Raw genomic sequence first — 23,328 nt, forward strand, 5'->3', positions numbered from 1 at the left:
AGTTGTGCAGAAGCAATTTATTTATGCCTTTAAGGAAAGGATGATGTGAAGTGGCCAGCGCCAAGGGAGTGCTAGTCGATATTACCAGGTGCATTGATTGTGAAAGCTGTGTTGTCGCCTGCCGTTTATACAATGGTCTGGATGCAGACACAAAAGGAGGAGCCAAACCGCGCCAGACCGGAAAGAATGAACTTGCTCCGAACAGGTGGACGGTGGTGCGGGACAACCACGTCCAGAAGGACGGCAAGACGGTCAGGCGGTTTGTGAAACAGCAGTGTTTTCACTGTGTTGAGCCGGCCTGTGCCAGCGCCTGCTTTGCCAGGGCTATCCAGAAGACCCCTGAAGGTCCGGTAGTCTATAATGAAAAGTTATGCGTGGGCTGCCGTTACTGCATGATTGCCTGCCCATTCGGCATCCTGAGGTTTGAGTGGGATAAGCCGTTTCCCAGGGTGCTCAAGTGCCAGATGTGCCTGTCCAGGGTGGCAGACAATCAGATGCCGGCCTGCGCCAGTGTCTGTCCCACCCGCGCCATTGTTTTCGGTGAGCGGGAGCAAATCGTCCAAGAAGCAAATAAACGTATAGCCGCCAAGCCCGGTTTGTACATCAATCAGGTATATGGCGCCAAAGAAGCGGGCGGCACGTCCTGGCTCTATATATCGGATGTGCCGTTTGAGCAGCTTGGCTTTAAGACCAACGTTCCGGAAAAACCCATCCCGGAATACACCTGGCAGGTGCTGAAATGGACCCCCGGTATATTTATTGGCTGGGGCGCCTTGCTGACCGGCATGTACTGGTATAATAAACGGCGGGCCACGGTCCATAACGAGGAAGAACTATACGCTCCTGTTGATAAAAAATAATACTTAAGAGTTGACTGGAGGCGAAGATTTAATGGAAAATAAGAACTGGAGTTTTAGAGTGACAGGTTTTAGGAAATTATTAATTTTATTTGTAATTATCGCGGCCATAGCCAGCCTTTACCGTTTTATTTACGGCCTGGGCTCTGTGACCAACATGAGTGACCAGTGGCCCTGGGGGCTGTGGATCGGCTTCGACCTGCTCTGCGGCATCGCCCTGGCCGGCGGCGGCTTCAGCACAGCCCTTATTGTGCACGTCCTGCACAAGGATAAATACCTGCCGGTTGCCCGCGCTGCTTTGCTGACTTCCTTGCTGGGTTATATCATTGCACTGGTCGGCCTTTTCCTGGATATCGGGAGGTGGTACAATTTCTGGCGGCCATTTTTCTACTGGGGCTATCACTCGGTGCTGTTTGAGGTTTTCTGGTGTATTGCACTTTACACCACGGTACAGGTACTTGAGTTCGGGGATATCTTTTTCGAAAAGGTGCACTGTCCTTCTTTAAAGAGAATTCTTAGTGCTACTATGCCTTTCTGGCTGATCATCGGGATTGTATTGCCTACCCTGCACCAGTCGTCACTGGGATCGCTCTACATTGTCGCGGTCAACAGGCTGAACCCTCTGTGGTGGTCCATGATCATCCCCTTCTTTTTTGTCTGGTCCGCCTTTTTCCTGGGTCCGGCCATGGTCACCATCGAAGGGACCCTGGCGGCGAGAACCTACGGACGGGAGCCTGAACAGCCGGTTTTCTCCAGTCTGACCAAGGTCACCCTGTGGATGATGATTATTTACTTCATTGTGAAAATAGTTGACTTGAACTACCGGGGGGTTTTCTCCAATGCTTTTGACGGGTCCTATGAGAGCAACATGTTCCTGACCGAGATGATTGTGTTTGTGCTGCTGCCGATTTTTATGTACGCTGTTCCAGGCATCCGCAACAAGCAGTGGGGGGTTCTGACCGCCTCCATCCTGGTGGTGGCGGGTGTTGTCTTCAACCGGATGAACGTGGTTTTTACCGGTATGGCCAAGAGCGCCGGCGGTCATTATTTCCCCACCATCTGGGAATTCTTAATCACCATCGGTATGTGGAGCGCGCTTGTCCTGCTTTACTGCTTCATAGTAGAGAACTTTCCTATATTAACGAAAGAGGAGCACGTTTCTCATGGCAGCGGTTTGGGTTCCAAGACAGGCATTCACGCATAATAAAAGAGCTTTACGGTTCTTGTAACTGTTAGCTTCTTCTTGGAGGCGTCTATATGACGCCTCCAGGGAGGCTGTTTTAAAAGTTGAGCTTCATATCCAATTCCGGGGGGTGGTCCTCATAAGCAAGGTAACTATTGACTTCATGCCCTTTTTGTTGGAGGCTTTTGGGCAGGAAAAGAAAACATACCATGATCTGGATAAAATTTATAAAGAGATGGGTGCCGGGCTCTATAAGTTGGCCGAGGCGTCGGAGTACTACCACCACCCAATAGTAAGAGAAGGGACCACGCAGCAGGAGGAGTATGCTAAAAAAACACTTGGTATTTTATTATATCTGGAAAAAACAAACGACAATGAAATATGGACCCGTCTTTTTGGTATAATCAAAAAAGTTTGGCCCAATATTCTTATCTATCTGGAGAATAATGAGTGTATTCATATTGAGGAATATTTCGCAGGTAGAATGGACTATCTGAAAAGCAGCGGCAGGGTGAACACGGAAACAATCATTCTTCTTTGGATGGCCAATGTGCTTGGGAAGGAAATAAAGAGGGATCACCTGTTTAATGCTGTCGGTTATGTGCTGGTTGAACGTTTAATGTTAAGGAATAAGAATAATACTAAAGTATTTTGCCGGCGGAATATGGAAAGGCCGTTATTGAAAAATATCCGTGAGTTGAAATCGAGAATACGCGACAAGTACGGAGATATAAACAACCTTAACTCAGTTTTTAAGGTCGGGGACAAGGAATTAACAAAGCACATATATTTTTTTGAAAAGCTGAATGACACTGAAGAGATGAGCATCAACCGCATTTTTGAGAACCTGGAAATATCGAACCGGGATGTCGAAGAGATTCTTGGGGCATACATAACAGAATTTGATGGCAAGGACACCTCCGAGGCAGCTAAATATTTGGTTTCAGGGTTTATGCTGAAAGGGCTGATAAAAGCATATAAAGACGCCAAAGAATATTACTTCGAGAGGAATAAAGATTTAGTGCCGGTAGACACGGAGTCATACAAAAAGGCTATCGCGGCAGTTGCCGGCGAACGGGACTACCACAAAGCTCAGGCCAAGAAGTTGGCCGGACAGGTTGCCGAACTAAAAGATAACTTGGAAGAATTGCACACCAGGAAGATCGCTGATATGGAGAAAAGGATTAAGGAATTAGAAAGGCGCCTGGTTCTAGAAAAGGAAAAAGAGAAAGAGCTTGTGGAACTGCGCAACCTGATGTTTTCCCTGAGTAATGAGAATATCCAGCCCGAGTCCGGCATGAGTCAGGGACCTGACTTGAGCAGGGTAAACGTGGCGGTTGCAGGCGGTTTCGAGCGCTGGCAAAAAAAGATCAAAGAGCGATATCCGAACTTTGTGTTTATCGCCTCGGAAAATTTCGATGTCAGACTGCTGGACGGTATTGATCATGTGTTTATCTTTGCAAGGCACATAGGACACAAGCTGTACTACCGGATTATTAGTGAAGTAAGAAAAAGAGGAATACCTATAAGCTATGTAAGCAAGGTTAATGAAGATCTTGCAGTAAAAGAAATAAAAAATGCGCTTACCGGGTAAGAGTAAAAACAAGCACACCTTTACATCAAGAGAAAGAAGGGGTGTTTTCTTTCATGAAAGGCTTCTTTGACCAATACCGCCAGCCCGTCAATGGATCTTCTTAAATCTGTACTGCCGCAGCTTAGTCTGCATGAATAGACCTGATTCAATATTTTTAAATGGTGCTTATTGACATTCATTATCTTTTTATAGTAAAGTTAAAAAAACCTAATATGAAAAGGATAAGCAGGGAAGCCGGATAAAAAGCCGGCGCGGTCCCGCCACTGTATAAGGGAGTTCTTCTGTATTATGCCACCGGAAAAACTGGGAAGGCGCAGAGAGAGCAATGATCTTGAGCCAGGATATCTGCTTATTTTTGTTATCCGCCAGTACCCACGAGTGATGGGGAGGGAATAACAGCCAATTATTTTGGCCTGATAGGGTATCAACAACCTCCGCATTTACCGTGTGGAGGTTTTTTATTAAAAGTAAATATTTTTGAATAGGTGCTTGGTCTTGAGAGACTGAGCTTAATACTGACTCGGTAATACCCGAGCTGAATACTGTTATGGTGAATAAACTAAAATGAGTTGAACTTTAGTTTATGATGAGCCCGATCCGGTATCATGCCTATTCCAACTACCGCATCTGAAGCAATTCGGGGAGGTGTTAGAATGGTCGTGATACTGCTGTCTCCCTAGTTAATTGACCGGCTAGGGCATTTTTATTTTAACGGGCTGGGAGGTTATTCTTTAGCAATGATTCTTTTGTTGTCAGGCACCCATGAAGGAAGAGAGATCGTGACCAGACTCTCCCAAAAAGGTTACCGGGTTATCACCCTGACTTCATCTGAATACGGCTGCAAACAGGCAATGGATGACGGCAGTCAGGAGGCCTTCACCGGTGAGTTGGGTCGAAAAGAGTTGCTCCGCCTGCTGGAACAAAAAGCAGTTAAGGCTGTCGTGGATTCTACCCACCCTTTTCCCGGCAGGATCTCAAATCTGATGGAGGAGCTGTGCAACCAAAGGGGGATCCTGCGCATTCGCTACTTGCGGGATGAAACGAACCTCCCTGACAACTCACTTATATACCCTGTTTTTTCATGGGAAGAGGCTGCAAAGAAGGCAGCAGGCCTTGGTAAGACTATTTTTCTGACAACAGGCAGCAATAACTTGGAGGTATTTCTGGATAATGTTAAAGGCCTGGACCTGAGGATAGTGGTCAGGATTTTACCGGAACATAAAGTAGTCAGGAAATGCCAGGATTTGGGCCTCGCCCCCAAGGACATCGTAGCCATGCAGGGTCCGTTTTCTAAAGAAATGAACAGGATTATTTTTAAGAGCTATAATGCCAAGGTAATAGTGACCAAAGACAGCGGGAGAGCGGGGGGAACTGATACCAAAATATCAGCAGCCCTTTCGCTGAACATTCCTGTCGTAGTTATTAAACGGGATAAGGTCGGTGAAGGCAACATAGTAAGGACATATAACGAGATTACTGAGATTCTGAAGACGGTTTTCTAGCATAACGACCACCGCATCATTATTGATATTGTAGATTTTCAGCAGGTTTGGGAGGCGTCGTAAAGATGATCGAACTAAGGCAATTGTCCAAACAGTACGGCAACATTCAAGCCGTAGTTGACCTTGATTTAAAAATTAGACGGGGAGAGATTTTCGGCTTGCTGGGGCCAAACGGTGCTGGTAAAACAACGATTGTCAGAGTGCTGACCATGCTCACCAGGCCCTCCGGGGGTAGTGCGTCAATCAACGGCTATGAGGTAAACCGTGATTTGAGAAAGGTTAAAAAGGAGATCGGCGTGGTTCCTCAACACATGAACCTGGACCTGGAACTTACTGCCCGGGAAAACTTGGAATTGCACGGGCGGTTACATAAAATGCCCCGTGCTCAGCGGCAGCAGAGAATTCAAGAACTCCTTGCTTACGTGGAACTGACTGAGCGGTCCAATGACCTGGCGGGAAAATATTCAGGTGGGATGAAACGACGGCTGATGATTGCCAGGGCTTTAATGCACCATCCAGGCGTATTATTCCTGGACGAGCCGACGGCCGGGCTTGACCCCCAGGCACGGCGCAAAATTTGGAATTTAATCAGGAGAATGAACAGTGAAGGTATGACCGTCCTGCTGACTACCCATTATATTGAAGAGGCGGAAGTACTCTGCCACCGGGTCGGGATAATGGATCACGGCCGGTTGATTGCCCTGGATACACCTGCAAAGTTTAAAAAAAAGGTTGGGGAGATAGTCGTTGAGGTGCTAAATCACGGCAACACAAAATACCGGTTTTTCGCCGGTAGGGAGCAGGCCGCGCAATATGCCGGGAGTCTGACGGAGAACGTGGTAATCCGGGAAGCTAATTTGGAAGACGTTTTTGTCGAATTGACCGGGCGTAAGGTAGGTGATTGAAGATTGATTTCTACACTGTATTCTGGCGGGAAATGATAGTTTTAAGACGCACCTTCAGCAAGTTCTTCGCTTCCCGCTTGGTCAGCCCCCTGCTTTACCTGGTGGCCTTCGGCTGGGGACTGGGGCGGAGCATCCAGATGAACGGAGGCAATTACCTGGAATTCATCGTGCCTGGGATTATTGCCCTGAGTGCCATGAATACCAGTTTTAACGCTGTAGGAATTAACCTTAACATGAGCCGGCTCTACCACAAGACCCTGGATGAATACCTGATTGCCCCGATCAGCCCCGGCGCCTTTATGCTGGGCAAGGTGCTTGCCGGAACCGTGCGCGGGCTGATCGCTTCCCTGATTATCCTGGCGCTGGCCTTCTTGTTCGGAGCGCACCTGGCCGTGAACGGCTGGTTCTTCCTGGTGGTGCTGCTTACCTGTTTTCTTTTCTCCGCGCTGGGGGCGGTGGCCGCCATGGTAGTCAATTCCCACGAAGATATGGCCAATTTCTCTACATTTGTAATTTTACCCATGTCTTTTTTGTGCGGCACATTCTTTTCAACGGATCGCTTGCCGGTAGTTATCGGCTATATTGTTGATGTTTTGCCCCTGACCCACGCCAGTTGTTTACTGCGGGCACTTGCCTCCGGTCAGGGTATGATGCCGCTCTCTCTGATGGTGCTGGTTGTTTACTCCATAATTTTCTTTGCGGCAGGTGTGGCGGCGGCGCTAAAGGTCAGGTAGCTCTTTGAAAAAAGCTTTTTGGTCAAGTTTTGTAGCGTTGGTTTTTGCTGATAACCTTATTAAGTTGAATGTAAATGGAAGGTTAGTTGAATCCGGTATCGCGCCACAACTGATTGACGGTAAGGCCATGGTATAGTTGCGTTGAAGGGGATTGCCAGCGGACATCCCCTGGACCTTTCAGACGGAAAACCAGTGCTCAGGACAGATGCGGCATCATGATTATGCGAACTGGCAGATCAGTTTTATAAAAGATTAAAATTGGGGAGGAATGAGAGTTGTATAGCAATAGTAAAAGAACTATTAAAAAAATGGGCTTGCTGCTTGTTGGTATAATGATTGTAACATCATTTATATCACTAGTTAATATCAATACGGCAGAGGCGGCAAGTTCACCGGCAGATAGCGCCGTGCAGTTTCTCTATAACGATTATGCCGATAAAGGGATAAATAATTCCGATGCCGGGGTGGGTTCCTACGCCCTTTATGTTTTAACCCAAGCAGGTGTTGATGTAAGTACATGGATGTATACCGGGGTTTGTCTTAAAGATGCGGTGATAAACGCGGCAAATGATGATATATCAAACGCTTCAGACCCGTCCATAGTTTCCGCTAAGCTTCTCGGCCAGGACCTGGCAGCTATGAAGGCACTGGGTCAAAGTGATCTAGCCGTCCAGATAGAACAGATATTGCAACACAGACAGAGCAGTACAGGATTTGATACGGGAGACTACAGCATTTTCAGCAATTTAGCGGCCTATGATCTTTTAGGCAGGGCGGACTCGATCAGTGTTATAAATACAGTCTACGCAAAGGACTACATTTTAGGGACACAAAACCAAACAATTGGTGACCCTGCTTATGGAAGCTGGGGGTGCACATGGGAGAACAATTATTACGCTGATTTCATGGCTACTGCCGCTGCAGTGCGGGCTCTTAATTATCTGGATCCCAATAAAAGTGATGTTTTAATACAAGATGCGATCAATAACGGTCTAAACTGGATGAAAGACCAACAACAAGCCGACGGCAGCTTTTTGGCCGGTATGGACGATCCTACCATCGACACCTCGGAAGTGATTGTAACTTTAAAGACCTGCGGTATGGATCCTGCCGCCTGGAAGAGCAGCGGCGGGAAGAGTGCTGTTGACTATTTGATGAACAATGCTCTTAATGACGACGGGAGCTTTGGCACGTCAGGAAACGCTATGTGCGCTACCTGGGCACTCTGCGCCTATAATTCACTGGATGAGCATACTGTATGGCGCCTTTACCTTGACCCATCCAGTACGACCTTAAATGTAGGCGGTACAGTGCAGTTATCGGCGTTCTGGCAGAATGCGGACGGGACTGCTGACGTATCGCTGGATGCGCAGTGGTCCGCGGCCGACAGCAGCATTGTTTCAGTTGACAGTAGCGGCCTGGTCACCGCTCTAAGAGCAGGTCAGACGGAAGTCTATGCTGTTTATGGCGGGCTCACGGCTTCAGCCAGTGTGACCGTAAATTCTGGCGTAGGCGGAACGGCAAAGACTGTGGGTCTGGCCGTGGTGGGTATGAACGGCGAACTTTTATATGGCCCTTCTAATCATGTAAGGGTGGCCGAAACAAATAGATGGGGTTTTACTGTTTTGGGTGCACTGGATGCCTCTGGTATTGATTACCATACCTCCACCTGGGCTTGGGGTATTTTGGTGGATTCAATCGGTGGACAGGCTAACAGCGGGATGGCCGGGTGGATGTATGCCGTTAACGGGCAAATCGCCAGTACAAGTCCTGAAAATTGTAGTATTAATGATCGCGACAAGATCATCTGGTATTATTCTACAAGCATGGACCAGGAGCCTCCCAATTGGAACGACCTGGTGTCCGGGAATATCATCGTTGTCCAACTTCCTGACCCGGTGAGCGATACTGCCTTAAATACTGCCATTCAAAAAGCCAGATCCACCGGCCTGGTTGCCTTAATGGCTGATAAAGCACAAAACTTACTGGCTCTGTCAAACGAACAACTGACTAAAATATTGAATACAGGCAAGCCACTGGCTGTTACCGTTCAGGGAGTGCAGTTTATTCTATCTCCAGACAGCCTCAAAGTTCCGGAGATAATGGCTGCAAGTACAGCCCAACTGCAGCTGACAGTCCAGAAAGTAAGCAGCGGCGATGCTCAAAATCTGGTTGAGCCCTTTGCCGACAAATTTAAACTGGCAGGCGATGTTTACGAGTTAAACGTGCTGGTGGTAAATAAAAAAGGTAAGCAGATAAGTATTGAACAATTTCCTGACTGCAAGGTGCTGTTGCCGGTGCCTGAGTCGTTACGGGAAGCGGCAGCAGCCGGCGAGGTCATGGCTTACCGGTACAATGAAAACAGCAAGGTGTGGGAAAAAGTGGTCGGCACATACGACACAACTAGCGGCATTATCAGCTTTAAAACCGAACATTTCAGCAAATATGCCTTGCTGGAGACTGTTTCCCCGCCAGAGGAGAAGAATAATTTCGAGGAGAAGATTACTTTCAAGGATATCACCGGGCACTGGGCGCAAAAGGAAATTGAGTTCATGGCTGCGAAAGGATACATGGCCGGTATAGGCGACAATAAATTCGCAGTCGAGGCCACAGTCACCCGGGCCGAATTCGCGGCCATCCTGGCTCGTATGGCCGGCCTGACGGCCAACCCTGGCGGGACGGACCTCTTTAGCGACGTGCCTGCTGGCGCCTGGTACCGGGGCGCGGTAGGCGCTGTAGTCAGTGCCGGCCTGGTCTACGGGACGTCTGAAAACAGCTTTGCGCCGGACGATCCGATCACCCGCGAGCAGATGGCGGCCATGATAGCCCGGTATATGGTAAAGAACGGCCTGGACTTGACCATCAGTGACGCTGATGCGGTTCAATTACTGGCCGGCTTTAGCGATGCCGCCGATGTCTTCCCCTGGGCGCGCACATCCGTGGCCCTGATGACCAGGGAGCGGTTAATGGCCGGCCGAGAAAGCGGCCAGTTCGTGCCGAAGGGCAATACTACCCGGGCGGAAGCCGCGGTAGTGCTTTACCGGGTGCTGCAAAAATTACCTCAGTTAGGAAAATAAACATATTTTGAGCTATTAAGATCCTGTTTTTACGTGGGAGCGGGTATCATCCCGCTCCCGCCTGGTGTTATCAAAAACAGCTTGTATACAAAAGTTCATGGCAGTTGGATCAGAGTATGAGAAATGCTTTGTGTTGCCTATCGGTTTATTTTGAATCATTATTTTTATGAGGTGGTTTGATGAAGCGAAAACTCATTTATTTTATTGCTTTGCTGATCATTCTGGCCGTGTCGGTCGGGCCGGCGCTTTATATGCACAAAGTATTTAGCTCCAACCAGCAGTATAAGCAGGCGGAAAACACCGGCATTAATGCCAAAGAACAGGGCGGCGCGGCAAACCAGAATCAGCCCGCCGCCGGAGCGGGGCAAATTTCTCCCGAATCGGATAAAGGCCTGCCTGATACTGAAGCAAAGCAAGGCGATCCGGCGCCACAGCAACAGGCCGCCGCGTCAAGCGTCGCTTCCCGGGAAAGTACTGCGTCTGCCCCTTCGGGTGATACCGTAGCAGTTACGGCGTCTGCCCCTTCGGGTGATGCCGCGACAGTTACGTCGCCTGCAGTATCGCCTGAGAGCGGCTGCACGGTATGGATTGCCGTAGTAGGGAAAAACGGCGGGCAGCTTTTTCAGGCCGGACAGGTTGTTGTGAAAAAGGACAATAAATGGGGGATTACCGCCCTGGGCGCCCTTGACGCAACCGGCCTCTCCTACACCACTATGCCGACCTGGCCTGATTTTGTTTCCTCCGTCAGCGGGCAGGCCAACAGCGGCGTGTCGGGCTGGATGTATTCGGTGAACGGCGACGTCCCCATGCATATGGCCGACAAGCACCCGGTGAAGGCCGGGGACAAGGTGATCTGGTGGTACAGCGACAGCATGGAACAGCCCCAGCCGCAATGGGATGATCTGATTTAATATACAGTAAAGGGGCGGCGGATTATGTTCGACAAGCTGTTTTACCAGGACAAAGGGCTTTTCTTGCAGAGTTTTCACCCTGCCGCTGTCCTGGCGTACCTTTTTGTGCTCCTTTTGCTGAGCCTGCTTTACGACAACCCCATCTACCTATTGTCCCTGCTGCTCCTGCTGGTCCTTTTAATCAAGGGAGTGGACGGCATGGAGGCCTGGGAGGGGTTTTTTAAGGCGGGAGTTTTTTTGATGCTCGTCGTTATGATCGTCAACCCGCTGGTGATCAGGGCCGGCGCAACGATCATCTGGCACGGCCCGGTTTTGCCTTTTCTGGGCAGGCTGGACATATCAATGGAGGCCGTGTATTTTGGAGCCGTGTCCGGCCTCAGGCTGCTGGTGATCATGAGCATATTTTGCCTTTACAACCTGATGGTCAACCCGGACAATATGCTGAACCTCTTTTCCGGGGCGGCCGGCAAATCGGTGCTGTTGGTGGCCCTGGCCACGCGGATGTTTCCCACCATGGTCAGGGACCTGAAGCGGATAAAGGAAGTGCTGCAGTTTCGCGGCGTTGATTTCGACGAGGGCGGCCTGTGGGAGAGAGTGAAAAAATACTCCGGACTTTACAATGTCATGCTGCTTTCCTCCCTGGAGGATTCCATGGAGATAGCCGAATCCATGCAAGCCAGGGCTTACGGCAGCGGCAGGCGCTCGGTTTACAGCCGGAACCTGCTGCGGCCCAGGGATTACCTCAGCATCGGAGGCAGCCTGCTGGCTCTGTCTGCCGCGACCTGGGGGCTGCTGAACGGGTGCGGGCGCTACTCCTTTTACCCGGTGGCGGACGTCCTGATCAGTGACAGCTCGACGCCGGCCGCCCTGGTTGTTGTGCTTTTTTACCTGTCTGTACCGCTTATATTGAGCGAGGGGTGGAAGTATTGCCGCTTTATAAAGTCGAAAATCTGACCTATTTTTATCCCGAAGCTGAAAAAGCCGCGCTGAGTGATATCAGCCTGGAGATCGGGGAGGGGGAATTCATCCTGGTGTCGGGCTGCTCCGGATCTGGCAAGTCCTCGCTGGCCAGAGCGCTGGCGGGCTTGATCCCGGATTCTTACGGGGGACGGATTGGCGGGAAGGTTTATTTTCAGGGGCGGGACATCAGGGCAATGGACCGCAGGAAGCTGGCCAGGGAAGTGGGCATGGTCTTCCAGGACCCGGAAAAGCAGATTGTGCAGACCCATGTCGAGGCGGAAATCGCCTTCGGCCTGGAGAACCTGGGGCTGGAAAACAAAGAGATGCAGCGCCGGGTGGCCGAGGTGGTCTGCTTCATGAACCTGGAGCAGATCAGGGGGGCCTGCACGGCCAATCTTTCCGGCGGCCAGAAGCAGAAGCTGGCGCTGGCTTCCGTCCTGGCCATGCAGCCGCACGTGCTGGTCCTGGACGAGCCAACTTCCCAGTTGGACCCTGTTTCGGCGGAAGACATTCTGAACCTGGTTAAGCGGCTGAACGAGGAAATGGGCTTCACGGTGATCATGATCGAGCAGCGGCTGGAGCGGTGTTACCACCTGGCGGACCGGGTTTTATTGATGGAAAAAGGAAGAATTGCCTGTGACGGGAGCGCCCGGAAGGTAGCCCGCAGCGCTATAAAGAGAGGCATGCCCTTTGTGCCGCCGGTGGCCAGGTTTTTTGCCGGCCTGGAAGTGCCGTCCGTGCCGCTGACGGTCAAGGAGGGCAGGAAAATGCTGCGTTCCTTTATCAGAAATATAAATCCCGGTGAGGAGAGACAAGATGTCCTGCGCCATGGAGGCGGCCTCAGCGCGCACGCGCCTGAACGAAAAAGCGCGGTCAGACTCAAAAACCTGTGGTTCACTTATCCGGGCGGGCAGGAGGTTCTGAAAGACGTAAGTATTGATATCAAAGAGGGTGAATTTGTTGCCATCCTGGGTGAAAACGGCGCGGGCAAGTCAACGATGCTCAGGCAGTTAACCGGCATGCTCAGGCCGGACCGGGGCACAGTCGAGGTCCTGGGGAGAGACGTCGGCAGGAACGGGTTCAAAGAGATCAGAAGGCACACCGCCTACCTCTCCCAGAACCCCAACGACTACCTCTTCCAGGACACGGTGGAGGACGAGCTGCTCTTTACCTTAAAAAATTTCGGACTTAAAGATAAATCCGCTGTTGATGAAATGCTGGAAAGATTCCACCTGACGCGGTACCGCCGGGTAAACCCGCGGGACCTGAGCAGCGGCGAGAGGCAGAGGGTCGCCCTGGCGTCGGTGCTGGTCACGGCTCCCGGTCTGATCATCCTGGACGAGCCGACCAGGGGAGTTGATTTCCGCCTGAAGGCGGAAATGGGCAGGTTTTTGCAGCAGGAGGCGGAAAAAGGCCGTACGGTGATCGTAGTGACCCACGATGTGGAGTTTGCCGCCGAATACGCCGCCCGGGCGGTGATGATGTTCTCCGGCAGGGTGGTCAGCGACGGCGGGAAGCACGAGGTGCTGGGCAAATCAGTCTTTTATTCTCCCCAGTTGGCTAAAATGTGCCGGGGCATCTGTGACGGTGTGCTCACTTTCAGCGAGGCGCGGGACAGGATCTATCCCCTTGTCACAGGCGGCGCGGTCGCGGATGAAAAACCGGGGGTGAAGATGTGATGGGAACCAACTGGGGCCTTTACATAACTATGGCCGGCATTTTCTCTGTCGCTTTGCTCATGCTGGGGATGGAGAAAAAAGCCGGCCTGAACGCGCGGCAGGTGTCGCTCATCGCCATGCTGGCCGCGTTTTGCGCCGCGGGCAGAGCGGTGACCGGCGTGGCCCTGCTCTTTCTGCAGCCCACCATGTTTTTGGTGGAGATAACCGGGTTCGTGTTCGGCGCGCGGGCCGGCTTTTTTGTAGGCGCGATGACGCCGTTGATTTCCAATTTTTTTATGGGCCAGGGGCCATGGACGCCCTGGCAGATGATCTGCTGGGGTCTGGTGGGCATGTCCGGGGCGGCGGTCAGGCGTTTGTTTCCCCATGCGGGATATAAAACTATCACAGTGCTTTGTTTTATCTGGGGCTACCTTTACGGCGCCGTCATGGACGTCTGGCAGTGGAGCGTTTTTACCGGCCCGCTGTGCTTCAAGTCATATTTTCTTCTCTGGGTGGCCGGTTTCAGTTTTGATTCCCTGCGCGCCGCGGGCAACCTGCTCTTTTGCGCCGCGCTGGGCAGCCAGAGTATTAAAATACTGCGGTACTTTCATAAAAAAATGGACGTCCGGTACCTGGAAAATATATAAGGGGGCAAGAATTACTTGAAGATAATAAAAATGCTGCTGTTCTTGCTGGCCTCATTGTTCCTCTGCCCCATGGCGGGTGTGTCTGCCGCTGAGCAGGCGGGGGCCGCCGGGACTGACGCCCCTCCGGTGGAGTGGTCTTACACCTTTGCACGGGGAGAGGGCCATTTTGTCGAGCAGACAGGGGACGGGGGCCTGGTTATGACCGGCTGGGTTGATTCAGGCGGGGCAGGCTCCGACGTCTTCCTCGCCAGGTATGACCGTGCCGGCAGCAGATTGTGGCTCCGTACTTACCGGGGCAACGGTTACAGTGACGGCCACTGCGTCAGGGAGGTCAGCGGCGGCGGTTTCATCGTTGTGGGTGAAACGAAGTCCAGGGACGCGTACGACCATGACGTGTACGTGGTGCGGACGGACGGCAAGGGCGTGCCTTTATGGGAAAAAGTGTTCGGCGGGGCGCGCTGTGATTATGCCTGGTCAGTCCGGCAGACGGGAGACGGCGGCTTCATACTTGCCGGGGGGACGGAGTCTTTCGGCGCGGGGATATACGACGTTTACCTGGTCAAATTAGATGCCGCCGGCAACACGATCTGGGAAAAAACATACGGCGGGACAGCTTCCGACTGCGGCTACGCCGTGCTGCAGCTTAACGACGGGGGATACCTCATCGCGGGGAACACGGAGTCCTTCGGCGCGGGCAATCTTGATGTGTATCTCCTGAAGACGGACAGCGACGGGAATATAGCCTGGCAGAAAACATACGGCGGCGAAGGTTCGGACTACGGCTGGTCTTTGGTGAAAGCCGGCGACGGCGGATATTTAATCGCCGGGGAGAAGGAAATCACCGTCAACCTGGGCGGAGTATTCGCGGCTTATCTGATAAAAGTCGGCCCTGAAGGAAATGAGCTTTGGCAAAACACATATGGGGACACGCGCGGCAGTTCGTTTTATGACGCCGGTCAGGTGACAGGTGGCGGTTATATCCTTACGGGTAAAAAAGAGTCCGCCGGGGGCGGTTACGGACTTTATGTGGTTAAAACAAATAAAAACGGTGACCCTGTTTGGGAGAAAACAATAGAGGGCGCCGGCTCCAACAGCGGTTACGCTGTTGCCCAAAACCGGGACGGCGCCTATGTCGTGGCGGGGAAAAAAGGAATTGAAAAGAGTGCCGGCAGCGAAGTATTGCTGTTAAAATTGAAAGCAGAAAGCAAATCTAATGGCGCACTGCTGTGGCCGGCCGGCGCTGCCGCTGTTATGTTTGCCGGAGTTCTGCTTTGTACCCGGAGGTATTTGTCCCAAAAAGGCCGGGCTTATTAAAAGAAATTTCAATATAAAAGAGGCAAAAACCTGTAAAAGGAGGCAGTTAAATGAACAAGGAGCATGTAAAAAAGGGGTGGGTCCAGGTCTATACCGGCAACTGCAAGGGCAAGACCACGGCTTCCCTGGGCCTTGCTTTCCGGGCCATGGGGCGGGGTATGAAGACTTACGTGGGCCAGTTCATGAAAGGGCAGAAATACTCCGAGCTGAAATCAGCGGAGATGTGCCAACCCTACATCACCATCGAGCAATACGGCAAAGACACATTTATTCACGTGAAAAACCCGCCGGAGGCGGAGGACGTGCAGATGGCGCGGGAAGGCCTGGCCAGGGCCAAAAAAGCGATGCTTTCCGGTGAATACGATATCGTTGTTTTTGATGAAATCAACACAGCCCATTTCTTCAACCTCATCACCACTGAAGAAATGCTGGAGGTGATCAGGTCCAAGCCGGACGGGGTGGAAGTAATATTCACCGGCAGGTACGCTCCGAAGGAAGTCATAAACGCGGCGGATCTGGTAACAGAGATGGTGGAAATAAAGCATTATTATGAAAAAGGTGTGCCTGCCAGGGACGGAATCGAACGTTAAACGGTTAAAAGATTTGATGGTGGACTATACGGGATATGAAAAAAGTTGCTTTTTACGGGAAAGGCGGCATCGGAAAATCAACGACAGCTGCCAATGTATCCGCCGCGTTGGCGGAAAAAGGACATTTGGTTTGTCAGATTGGCTGTGATCCGAAAAATGATTCCACACGGCTGCTGTTAGGCAAGGCATGTGCGCAGACGGTGCTGGATATGGTCAGGCAAAACGGGGATGAGGTAACAACTGAACAAGTAGTTCATACCGGTTTTGCCGGGGTGAAATGCGTGGAAGCCGGCGGACCGGAACCGGGAGTGGGGTGCGCCGGCCGCGGGATCATTGTAGCCCTGGAAAAATTAAAGTTGTTGCAGGCCATTACGGACGAACACTTTGTGTTGTATGACGTACTGGGAGATGTGGTTTGCGGCGGTTTTGCCGTGCCTATCCGGGAAGGCTATGCAACCGACATCTATATTGTTTCTTCCGGGGAATTGATGTCGTTGTATGCCGCCAATAACATCGCCAAAGGGGTGGCGCGTTTTTCCGGGCGGGGCAGGGCGCGTCTCGGTGGAATTATCGGCAACAGCCGAAACATCGCTAATGAGCGGGAACTGTTGTGTGAATTTGCGGAAAAACTGAATACCCGTTTGGTTGCTTTCATTCCGCATGACCGGTCGGTGCAGCAGGCGGAAATACGCCGTAAAACAGTAATTGAGCTGGCGCCGCATTCACGGCAAGCTGATGTGTACCGGCGACTGGCGGATTATATTGTTGAAAATACCGCGTTGACTGTGCCTACGCCTATGTCCTTGGCGGAACTGGAGGAGTTGTCGCTTACCTATGGTGATTAGTAAACGGCCTGTGGTGACAATTAAAGGCGGCTGCAGCTGCAGCATGCCCGGTGTTTGGCGCGCCGTGGCGCACAATGAGGGCGCCGTGGTTATTTACCATAGTCCGAAAGCATGCGGACATGTAACCCGTGAAATGAATTTAGGGGGCTATTACCGCTCGGTGGCGCGCCGGGAATTCGTTCCCAGGCAATACATGGCGCCGTTAGTTGTAAGCGGTCTTAAGGAAGAGCACTCCATTTTCGGCGGCGCCGAACAATTGCGGCAATGCATCGGATATGTGGTTACGAGATATAAGCCGGCGTACATTGTTATCGCCAATTCCTGCGTGGCCGGCGTGATCGGTGACGACGTTCAGGCGGTAGCTTATGAAGCCGGGCAAGAATGGAAGATACCGGTTATGTCCGTGCCGTGTTCCGGTTTTTTGGACGGTGAATACTACGCGGGTTTTTATCATACCGGCAGAGCGTTGGCGGACCGGTTTATGTTTCCCCGGCCGGCAATGGAAAACACGGTAACCTTGCTGGGCGACCGTGGCGGTCCGGGCGGGCCGGATGTTCAGGAAATGAAGGGTCTTTTGCAATACTTCGGCTTAAAGGCGCACTGCCATTTTCCAGGATATGCTTCGCTGGAGGAGATTCAACGGGTGCCGGCTTCGGCGCTTTGTGTGCCGTTGGGGGGAAGGGCAGAGGCATTTTCCTGGATGCGCAGGCTTGCATCCGATTTAGAAGAGATGTTTGGCGTTCCTTTCCTGGATCATGATTGTCCGGTGGGTTGGCAGGGCACCAAGACATGGCTTAAAAACATGGGCAAGTTGTTAGGGCGGAAAAGCCAGGTTTTACTGGCGGAAAAAGAACAGGAACAACGCTTGCGGCAGCAGGTTGTGAAGTCTCGCGCAAAGATACGGGCGGCGCGGGTTGTCCTGTGTATCGGCCGTCCACTATTGCATTTTCAGCCGGACTGGGTGTTTGAACTGCTTGCTTATACAGGCGTGTCGCTGGATGGTATCATTTTGCTTCGCGGACTAACCGGACAGCAGCGGGACGCCATGCGGCGGGAGTTGCAGAATAACACGGAAGCGCCGGTTTTCGATCAAAGAGAGGGCGCCGCTGTCCTGGAAACAGCGGATCTCGTCGTCACCACCCACGAATTAGCCGAAGATACAAAGCGGCAGTTGTTTTTACCGGTGCTGTCACCGGTGGGAGTAGGCGGTCTGGTCCTGGTGATGCAAAAATTAGCGCGGCTTGCGGAGCGGCCTGCTCGGCGGGGAGGAATCATATATGGGTGGTGAAAGTCAGTGGGGCAATGTGTGCGCACAGGTCGATACTTGCGCGTTAACCGGCGCGGCAGCTTTTTTTGCAGGTATTCCGGATGCCGTTATTGTGGCGAATGGGCCGCTCTGGTGCTATTTTTACGCCTTGAGATATCTGGAAAAGCCGTGCCCCAAGGTTGGCGCGCGTTTTTATTGCTCCCAGCCGGACAATAACGCAGTTGTTTATGGCACTGAAGAGTGCTTATCGGGTATTCTGCAATCCATCCGGCGAAACTCCCGGCCACCGGTGCTGCTGATAGAAAATAGCTGCGCTATTGGTTTGATTGGCGATGATATAGCCGGGATTGCCGGCCGGGCCGATATGCCCTGTCCGGTAGTATGCATCGACAGCGGGGGCTTGACGGGAGGTTTTTGGGAGGGATACCGGGCGGCTGCCAGGGCTTATTTGGACGTGATGCCGCCGCAGCGGCGCAGTGAAGTACAGCCGCGTACGGTGAACCTGTTGGGATGTACCATCGGCTATTACAACGCTGCAAACGATATACGGGAGTTAAAACGGATACTGGCGCTGGCCGGGTATCAAATCCTGGCCTGTCCGGGGGCGGGGAGCGGCATTGAAGAAATCACAACAATGACGCGGGCGGAACTAAACATTGTCGTCCATGAGGAATTGGGCCTGGAAATTGCGCAATACCTGCAGCAGGAATACGGCATGCCTTATCTGTCGCTGCCGCCGCCTTACGGCATTGAAGGTTCCTTGGATTGGCTGAAAGCACTGGGACAAATGGTGCGGATGGATGACCGGAGTTTGCAGGCTGTACAACGGGAAGCGGGTGATCTGGAGCGGCAAATGCGGACGGCTGTCTTGGAAATGCAGCAGATTTGGGGAGAATTGTGTTTTCCCCGTACTCTGGTTGCCGCGCCTTCTTCCGTGGCGTTGGGAATGGCGCGGGCTGTGCGCTCGGAGTGGGCGGACACCGGGCCGTTGACAGTAGTTTTACATGACGGCAGGCTGCCTCATCAGCCGCTGGATTACATTGATATGATACTGGACGGGCAGAGCGACAGTCAGGCGGTAGAGCGTCAATTGACAGGATTGGCGGGGGGGTTGTTGCTGGCCAGCTGCAACGAGAAAGCCATATTGCGGCAGCAGGCGGCGCCGGTTGCAGTTTGTCAGAATATCGCCCTGCCGGTATGTGATGAAGTGATCCTCAGTGACCGGCCGTTCATGGGATTGCGCGGCGCGTGCCACATGACCGAACGGCTTTGGAATCAATATATTGACTTTTGTCAGCGGTAGAGGTGAAGGACATGAAGTGATTCCAGGGGATTATTAATGGTTTTTATGAAGTTAAGAAGGATAGGTTTCTTAGCTTAAAGTTGTTGAACAAATTTTAATAAAATATGGAAATAGTATTTTGTTTCCCGTTAATTTTTATCGGGAGACAACCAGGGGAAGACCGGTGCGAATCCGGCGCGGTCCCGCCACTGTGATGGGGATTTGCTTTGCAAAATGCCACTGGGGAAACCTGGGAAGGCGCAAGGTAGAAATGAACCCAAGCCAGGAGACCTGCGCTATTTCCTTTAACCAGAACTGCCTACGCGGATAGGAAGGGGGTTTTAGTTTTTCCGCTAAAATGCTATCCCGTCTTGGTAGACGGGGTTTTTGATTTTTTTATATTTTCTTTGGAATGCCGGGGTGGCAAGGCAACAGATGCATTTTGCGGTAAACAGATTGATGTGGAGAGTGGAAAAATTTTTATAGGTAGATTGTGAGTTTTTTTAAGCAGGAACGACTTGCAAAAGGAGGTTTTAGGTTCGTGTTCGAGTCACTGAAAAAGATCTTTTTAATCTTTACCTTATTTTTATCTCTGGTTCTGCTGGCAGGCTGCAATAAGGGGAAAACAGTATCAGAAACAGGCGCTGTTTCGCTTAAATATGCTACAGGGTTTAAGATCGAGAATTTAGCCGGTGACTGCAAGAAAATTACCGACGGTGAAAAGAGGGCCTTGCTTTTGGTCCCCCAGGGGGAAAAAGCGCCGGCCGGCTATGAAAACCTGCCCGTTATAAATACTCCGATTAAACGCGTAGTATTAACTTCAACAACCCAGGCATCCCTCTTGAGGCCCTTGGACGAATTGGGAAGCATTATTGGAGTAAAAACAGAAATAGAGGGTTGGTATATGGATCAGATCAAAGCAGGGATGGGTAACGGTATAATCCAGTTGGTCGGCAGCGGGATGGGGCCTTTGGATTATGATAAGATCGTAGCCTTAAAGCCGGACCTTGTCTTTATTAGCACAGGGGGTACTACTGATGCCCAGACACTACAGAAATTGGAAGAACTAAAGATTCCGGTGTCCGTAGATAATTGCTGGCTGGAAAATGATCCCTTGGGGAGACTGGAGTGGATCAAGTTTTTTGCCTCTTTTTACAATAAGGAGCAACAGGCATCTGATTATTTTGATAATTCCGAAAAAAATATCGAAAGTATTACATCGATAGTGGCCAAGGAAGAAGCCAGGCCGAAGGTTACGTGGGGTTTGATTTATCAGGGTAAGGCCTATGTGGCTGGAATAGATTCTTATGTGGCCAAAATGATTGCCATGGCCGGGGGGGACTATCTCTTTAAAGATATTAAAGGAACGGGCAGCAGCGCAATTACTGTCGAAGAGTATTACACCAAGAGTAAAGAGGCAGATATTTATATGGATGACACAATGATCAATCTCGGTCACAATACGATTGCCAATATCACCGGCCAGTCGGATGTTTTGGCGGATCTGCCGGCAGTTATGAAAGGCAAAGTATGGGGTTTTCAACCATGGTATTGGCAATCACTGGATAAAACCGACGAAGTGATCGAAGACCTGGCTGCTATCTTCCATCCGGATCTTTTTACGGGTTATCAATTAAAACAGTTCACTAAGTTACCGCCGGCTTAATATCAAGAAAAACAGATGATACTGCCAAAGGACCTGATTGGTTCCCCGAGGAGGTGTTTTTGATTAAATTCCATATCGGTAGAACTGGTAAAATATTGTTGCTGTTTGTCCTGTTTGGATTGTTGCTGATCTTGTTTGTGATATTAAGTATCGTATATGGCTCGGTTCAGATCCCGTTGCAGGACCTGGTTAATGTTTTGCTGCGCCATGGGGAGAACATTGTTTACAATAAGGTGGTTTGGGATATCCGCTTCCCCCGTGCCCTGGCTTCCGTACTGGGTGGCGCGGCGCTGGCTGTCAGCGGCCTGCTGTTGCAGATATTCTTTCGCAACCCCATTGTTGATTCCTATGTACTGGGAGTCTCTTCCGGCGCCACTCTGATTGTGGCTGTTCTGATGCTGACAGGGTTTACTCTGGGAATAGGGACAATCCCGTCATATTTGCTGAGCGCAGGCGCCCTTGTCGGCGCCCTGGCTGTGGTGCTCCTGATTGTGGCTATATCATGCAAGGTAAAACAAGTCGTAACTTTGTTAGTGATTGGTTTAATGATTGGTTATATATGCAGTGCGGTAAGCAGTATTTTAGTGGCCTTTGCGGAAAAGGAAAATCTACATAATTTTGTCCTTTGGACTTTGGGCAGTTTTTCCGGCTTTGGCTGGGACGAGGTGATAATTCAGGCGATAGCAGGCGGGGTCCTCATGGTTATTGCTTATCTTTTTTGCAAGTCACTTAATGCTTTGCTGCTGGGAGAGAATTACGCCCGGAGTATGGGAGTGAATATTAGGATACTGCGGATTTTTATTGTTCTGATTTCCAGCGCGCTCGCAGCTTTGGTAACGGCTTTCGCAGGGCCCGTGGCCTTCATCGGTCTCGCCGCCCCTCATCTTGCACGGTTGACGCTGGGCACTTCAGACAACAAGATTCTCATTCCAGCAACGATTATATTGGGGGCATTGATTACTACTTTATGTGACTTCCTGGCCAGGATTACCTTTTCTCCTGTAGAGCTGCCGATCAGTGCCGTTTCCTCTTTAATAGGCGCACCGATCGTTATTGTTTTACTTATGAAAAGGAGGACTAGCTTATGAATGTGCTGCAAGCGAAGGAATTGGCGGTGGGTTATGACAGCAGGACGGTGGTCGGCGGGATTAACCTGGAAGCGTTAAAAGGCCAATTCATTTGTCTTTTAGGTCCCAACGGCTCCGGCAAATCGACCATCTTGCGCTGTCTGGCGGGGCTGCTGGCCCCGTTGCAAGGTTCGGTGTTTCTTAAGGGTAATTTGCTTTACCGCATGGAACCAAAAGAATTGTCCAGGACGATGGCGGTGGTTTTAACAGAACGTCTTTCCCCGGGCCTGATTACAGTATTCGATGTTGCCGCGATGGGCAGATACCCTTATACAGACTTTTTCGGGCGTCTGTCCGGGGAAGACATACAGAAAACCTGGGAGGCGCTGTGTCTTGTTAACGCGCATGATTTAGCGGAAAGATACTTTGATGAATTGAGCGACGGAGAGAAACAAAAAGTGCTGCTTGCCAGGGCGCTGGTACAGGAGCCTGAAGTAATCATCCTGGATGAACCAACTTCTCACCTTGATGTAAAACACCGTCTGGAAGTAATGAAAATTTTGCGGCAGCTAACCAAGGAAAAAGGTATTACCGTGATTCTTTCCCTGCACGAAATTGATTTAGCCTTAAAGAGCTGCGAAACGGCGCTTCTTGTTAAAAACGGGAGAATACTTACTTATGGGGCGCCGGAAGAGATCCTGAGCGAAGAAATGGTGGCAGAGCTTTACGATATAGAGTCGGCAAATTTCAGCAATTACCTGGGCGGCATTGAACTGAGGAATAGCGGGGGTACGAGGGTCTATGTCCTGGCCGGCGCCGGCAGCGGCGCGCCTGTTTACCGGCTGCTTAATAAATTTAATTTTAGTGTTATAACCGGCGTAATTCATGAGAACGACATCGACTATCACGTAGGCAAAGCTTTAGGCGCCACTGTCATCAGTGAGAAACCCTTTGAAGAAATCAGCGCCGCCTCTTTGAATAAGGCAGTTATTTTAGGCCAGCAGGCAGATTGCGTTATTGATGCCGGGTGCCCGATAGGCTCTTTGAACAGGCGCAACGTAGAGATCATAAAGCAGCTCCTGGCCCGTGATAAAATTATCTATTGCCTGCGCAGCAAACAGGAAGCCCGGAGGTTATACGGAGCCGATGACGCAAGGCTGAAGTATTTTCCCACCATAGTTGCAATGGTGGAAAAGCTGAATGCAAGGGGCCGATAAATAACATGCGGGGCCCGGCATCCTGTTTATGGAGACAGCAAAACAATAATGA

At 51.1% G+C, this 23,328-nt stretch carries 19 protein-coding genes and 2 riboswitches; all 19 genes read left to right on the forward strand.

All coding sequences use genetic code 11. The annotated features are described in order from the left end of the window. The first annotated feature begins 50 nt into the window (after positions 1–50). The 19 genes from Pmgp_RS11980 to Pmgp_RS12070 all read left to right on the forward strand — a co-directional run bounded on the left by Pmgp_RS11980 (position 51) and on the right by Pmgp_RS12070 (position 23,276). On the forward strand, positions 51–860 hold the full coding sequence (locus Pmgp_RS11980; protein ID WP_134214219.1) for a 4Fe-4S dicluster domain-containing protein: 810 nt from the start codon (positions 51–53) through the stop codon (positions 858–860). Positions 861–891: 31 nt separating this feature from the next. After that, on the forward strand, positions 892–2,061 hold the full coding sequence (nrfD, locus tag Pmgp_RS11985; protein ID WP_134214220.1) for an NrfD/PsrC family molybdoenzyme membrane anchor subunit: 1,170 nt from the start codon (positions 892–894) through the stop codon (positions 2,059–2,061). 109 nt (positions 2,062–2,170) lie between these two features. Next, positions 2,171–3,634, forward strand: a complete 1,464-nt coding sequence (locus tag Pmgp_RS11990) for a hypothetical protein (protein WP_153189213.1) — start codon at positions 2,171–2,173, stop codon at positions 3,632–3,634. Positions 3,635–3,811: 177 nt separating this feature from the next. Further along, positions 3,812–4,001: riboswitch (cobalamin riboswitch) on the forward strand. Between the two features lie 370 nt (positions 4,002–4,371). Next, positions 4,372–5,136: a precorrin-6A reductase gene (gene cobK, locus Pmgp_RS11995; protein WP_134214222.1), complete on the forward strand. Its 765-nt coding sequence runs from the start codon at positions 4,372–4,374 to the stop codon at positions 5,134–5,136. Between the two features lie 65 nt (positions 5,137–5,201). Beyond that, positions 5,202–6,041: an ABC transporter ATP-binding protein gene (locus tag Pmgp_RS12000; RefSeq protein WP_134214223.1), complete on the forward strand. Its 840-nt coding sequence runs from the start codon at positions 5,202–5,204 to the stop codon at positions 6,039–6,041. Beyond that, positions 6,038–6,775, forward strand: a complete 738-nt coding sequence (locus tag Pmgp_RS12005) for an ABC transporter permease (protein WP_134214224.1) — start codon at positions 6,038–6,040, stop codon at positions 6,773–6,775. The genes Pmgp_RS12000 and Pmgp_RS12005 overlap by 4 nt, the downstream gene beginning before the upstream one ends. Positions 6,776–7,050: 275 nt before the next feature. Then, the gene (locus Pmgp_RS12010; RefSeq protein WP_134214225.1) at positions 7,051–9,852 is read left to right on the forward strand and encodes an S-layer homology domain-containing protein; all 2,802 of its coding nucleotides are present in this window, start codon (positions 7,051–7,053) and stop codon (positions 9,850–9,852) included. Positions 9,853–10,031: 179 nt separating this feature from the next. Beyond that, positions 10,032–10,763 carry a DUF4430 domain-containing protein gene (locus tag Pmgp_RS12015; RefSeq protein ID WP_134214226.1) on the forward strand — a complete coding sequence of 244 codons (732 nt, stop codon included), beginning with the start codon at positions 10,032–10,034 and terminating at the stop codon, positions 10,761–10,763. Between the two features lie 24 nt (positions 10,764–10,787). Beyond that, entirely contained in the window at positions 10,788–11,717 is a 930-nt protein-coding gene (locus tag Pmgp_RS12020; protein ID WP_134214227.1) for an energy-coupling factor transporter transmembrane component T, read from the forward strand. Next, a complete protein-coding gene (locus tag Pmgp_RS12025) occupies positions 11,690–13,402 on the forward strand; it encodes an ABC transporter ATP-binding protein (RefSeq protein WP_134214228.1) in 1,713 nt (570 codons plus the stop codon). Before Pmgp_RS12020 ends, Pmgp_RS12025 begins: the two co-directional genes overlap by 28 nt. Next, the gene (locus tag Pmgp_RS12030) at positions 13,402–14,028 is read left to right on the forward strand and encodes an ECF transporter S component (RefSeq protein ID WP_153189214.1); all 627 of its coding nucleotides are present in this window, start codon (positions 13,402–13,404) and stop codon (positions 14,026–14,028) included. The genes Pmgp_RS12025 and Pmgp_RS12030 overlap by 1 nt, the downstream gene beginning before the upstream one ends. 15 nt (positions 14,029–14,043) lie before the next feature. After that, positions 14,044–15,342, forward strand: a complete 1,299-nt coding sequence (locus Pmgp_RS12035; protein WP_134214230.1) for a hypothetical protein — start codon at positions 14,044–14,046, stop codon at positions 15,340–15,342. A 50-nt stretch (positions 15,343–15,392) separates the two neighbouring features. After that, complete coding sequence (locus Pmgp_RS12040; protein ID WP_134214231.1) at positions 15,393–15,932, forward strand: cob(I)yrinic acid a,c-diamide adenosyltransferase; 540 nt, start codon at positions 15,393–15,395, stop codon at positions 15,930–15,932. A 35-nt stretch (positions 15,933–15,967) separates the two neighbouring features. Next, positions 15,968–16,777 carry a nucleotide-binding protein gene (locus Pmgp_RS12045; protein ID WP_134214232.1) on the forward strand — a complete coding sequence of 270 codons (810 nt, stop codon included), beginning with the start codon at positions 15,968–15,970 and terminating at the stop codon, positions 16,775–16,777. Beyond that, positions 16,767–18,065, forward strand: a complete 1,299-nt coding sequence (locus tag Pmgp_RS12050) for a nitrogenase component 1 (RefSeq protein WP_134214233.1) — start codon at positions 16,767–16,769, stop codon at positions 18,063–18,065. The genes Pmgp_RS12045 and Pmgp_RS12050 overlap by 11 nt, the downstream gene beginning before the upstream one ends. Continuing rightward, positions 18,055–19,347, forward strand: coding sequence for a nitrogenase component 1 (locus Pmgp_RS12055; protein ID WP_134214234.1), 1,293 nt, complete (start codon positions 18,055–18,057; stop codon positions 19,345–19,347). Before Pmgp_RS12050 ends, Pmgp_RS12055 begins: the two co-directional genes overlap by 11 nt. Positions 19,348–19,448: 101 nt before the next feature. Next, positions 19,449–19,639, forward strand: a riboswitch (cobalamin riboswitch). A 228-nt stretch (positions 19,640–19,867) separates the two neighbouring features. Continuing rightward, the gene (locus Pmgp_RS12060; RefSeq protein ID WP_134214235.1) at positions 19,868–20,992 is read left to right on the forward strand and encodes an ABC transporter substrate-binding protein; all 1,125 of its coding nucleotides are present in this window, start codon (positions 19,868–19,870) and stop codon (positions 20,990–20,992) included. A 59-nt stretch (positions 20,993–21,051) separates the two neighbouring features. Beyond that, on the forward strand, positions 21,052–22,080 hold the full coding sequence (locus Pmgp_RS12065; RefSeq protein ID WP_134214236.1) for a FecCD family ABC transporter permease: 1,029 nt from the start codon (positions 21,052–21,054) through the stop codon (positions 22,078–22,080). Beyond that, on the forward strand, positions 22,077–23,276 hold the full coding sequence (locus Pmgp_RS12070) for an ABC transporter ATP-binding protein (RefSeq protein WP_134214237.1): 1,200 nt from the start codon (positions 22,077–22,079) through the stop codon (positions 23,274–23,276). The genes Pmgp_RS12065 and Pmgp_RS12070 overlap by 4 nt, the downstream gene beginning before the upstream one ends. Positions 23,277–23,328: the final 52 nt, after the last annotated feature.

The organism is Pelotomaculum propionicicum (assembly GCF_004369225.1).
Lineage (GTDB): Bacteria > Bacillota > Desulfotomaculia > Desulfotomaculales > Pelotomaculaceae > Pelotomaculum_B > Pelotomaculum_B propionicicum.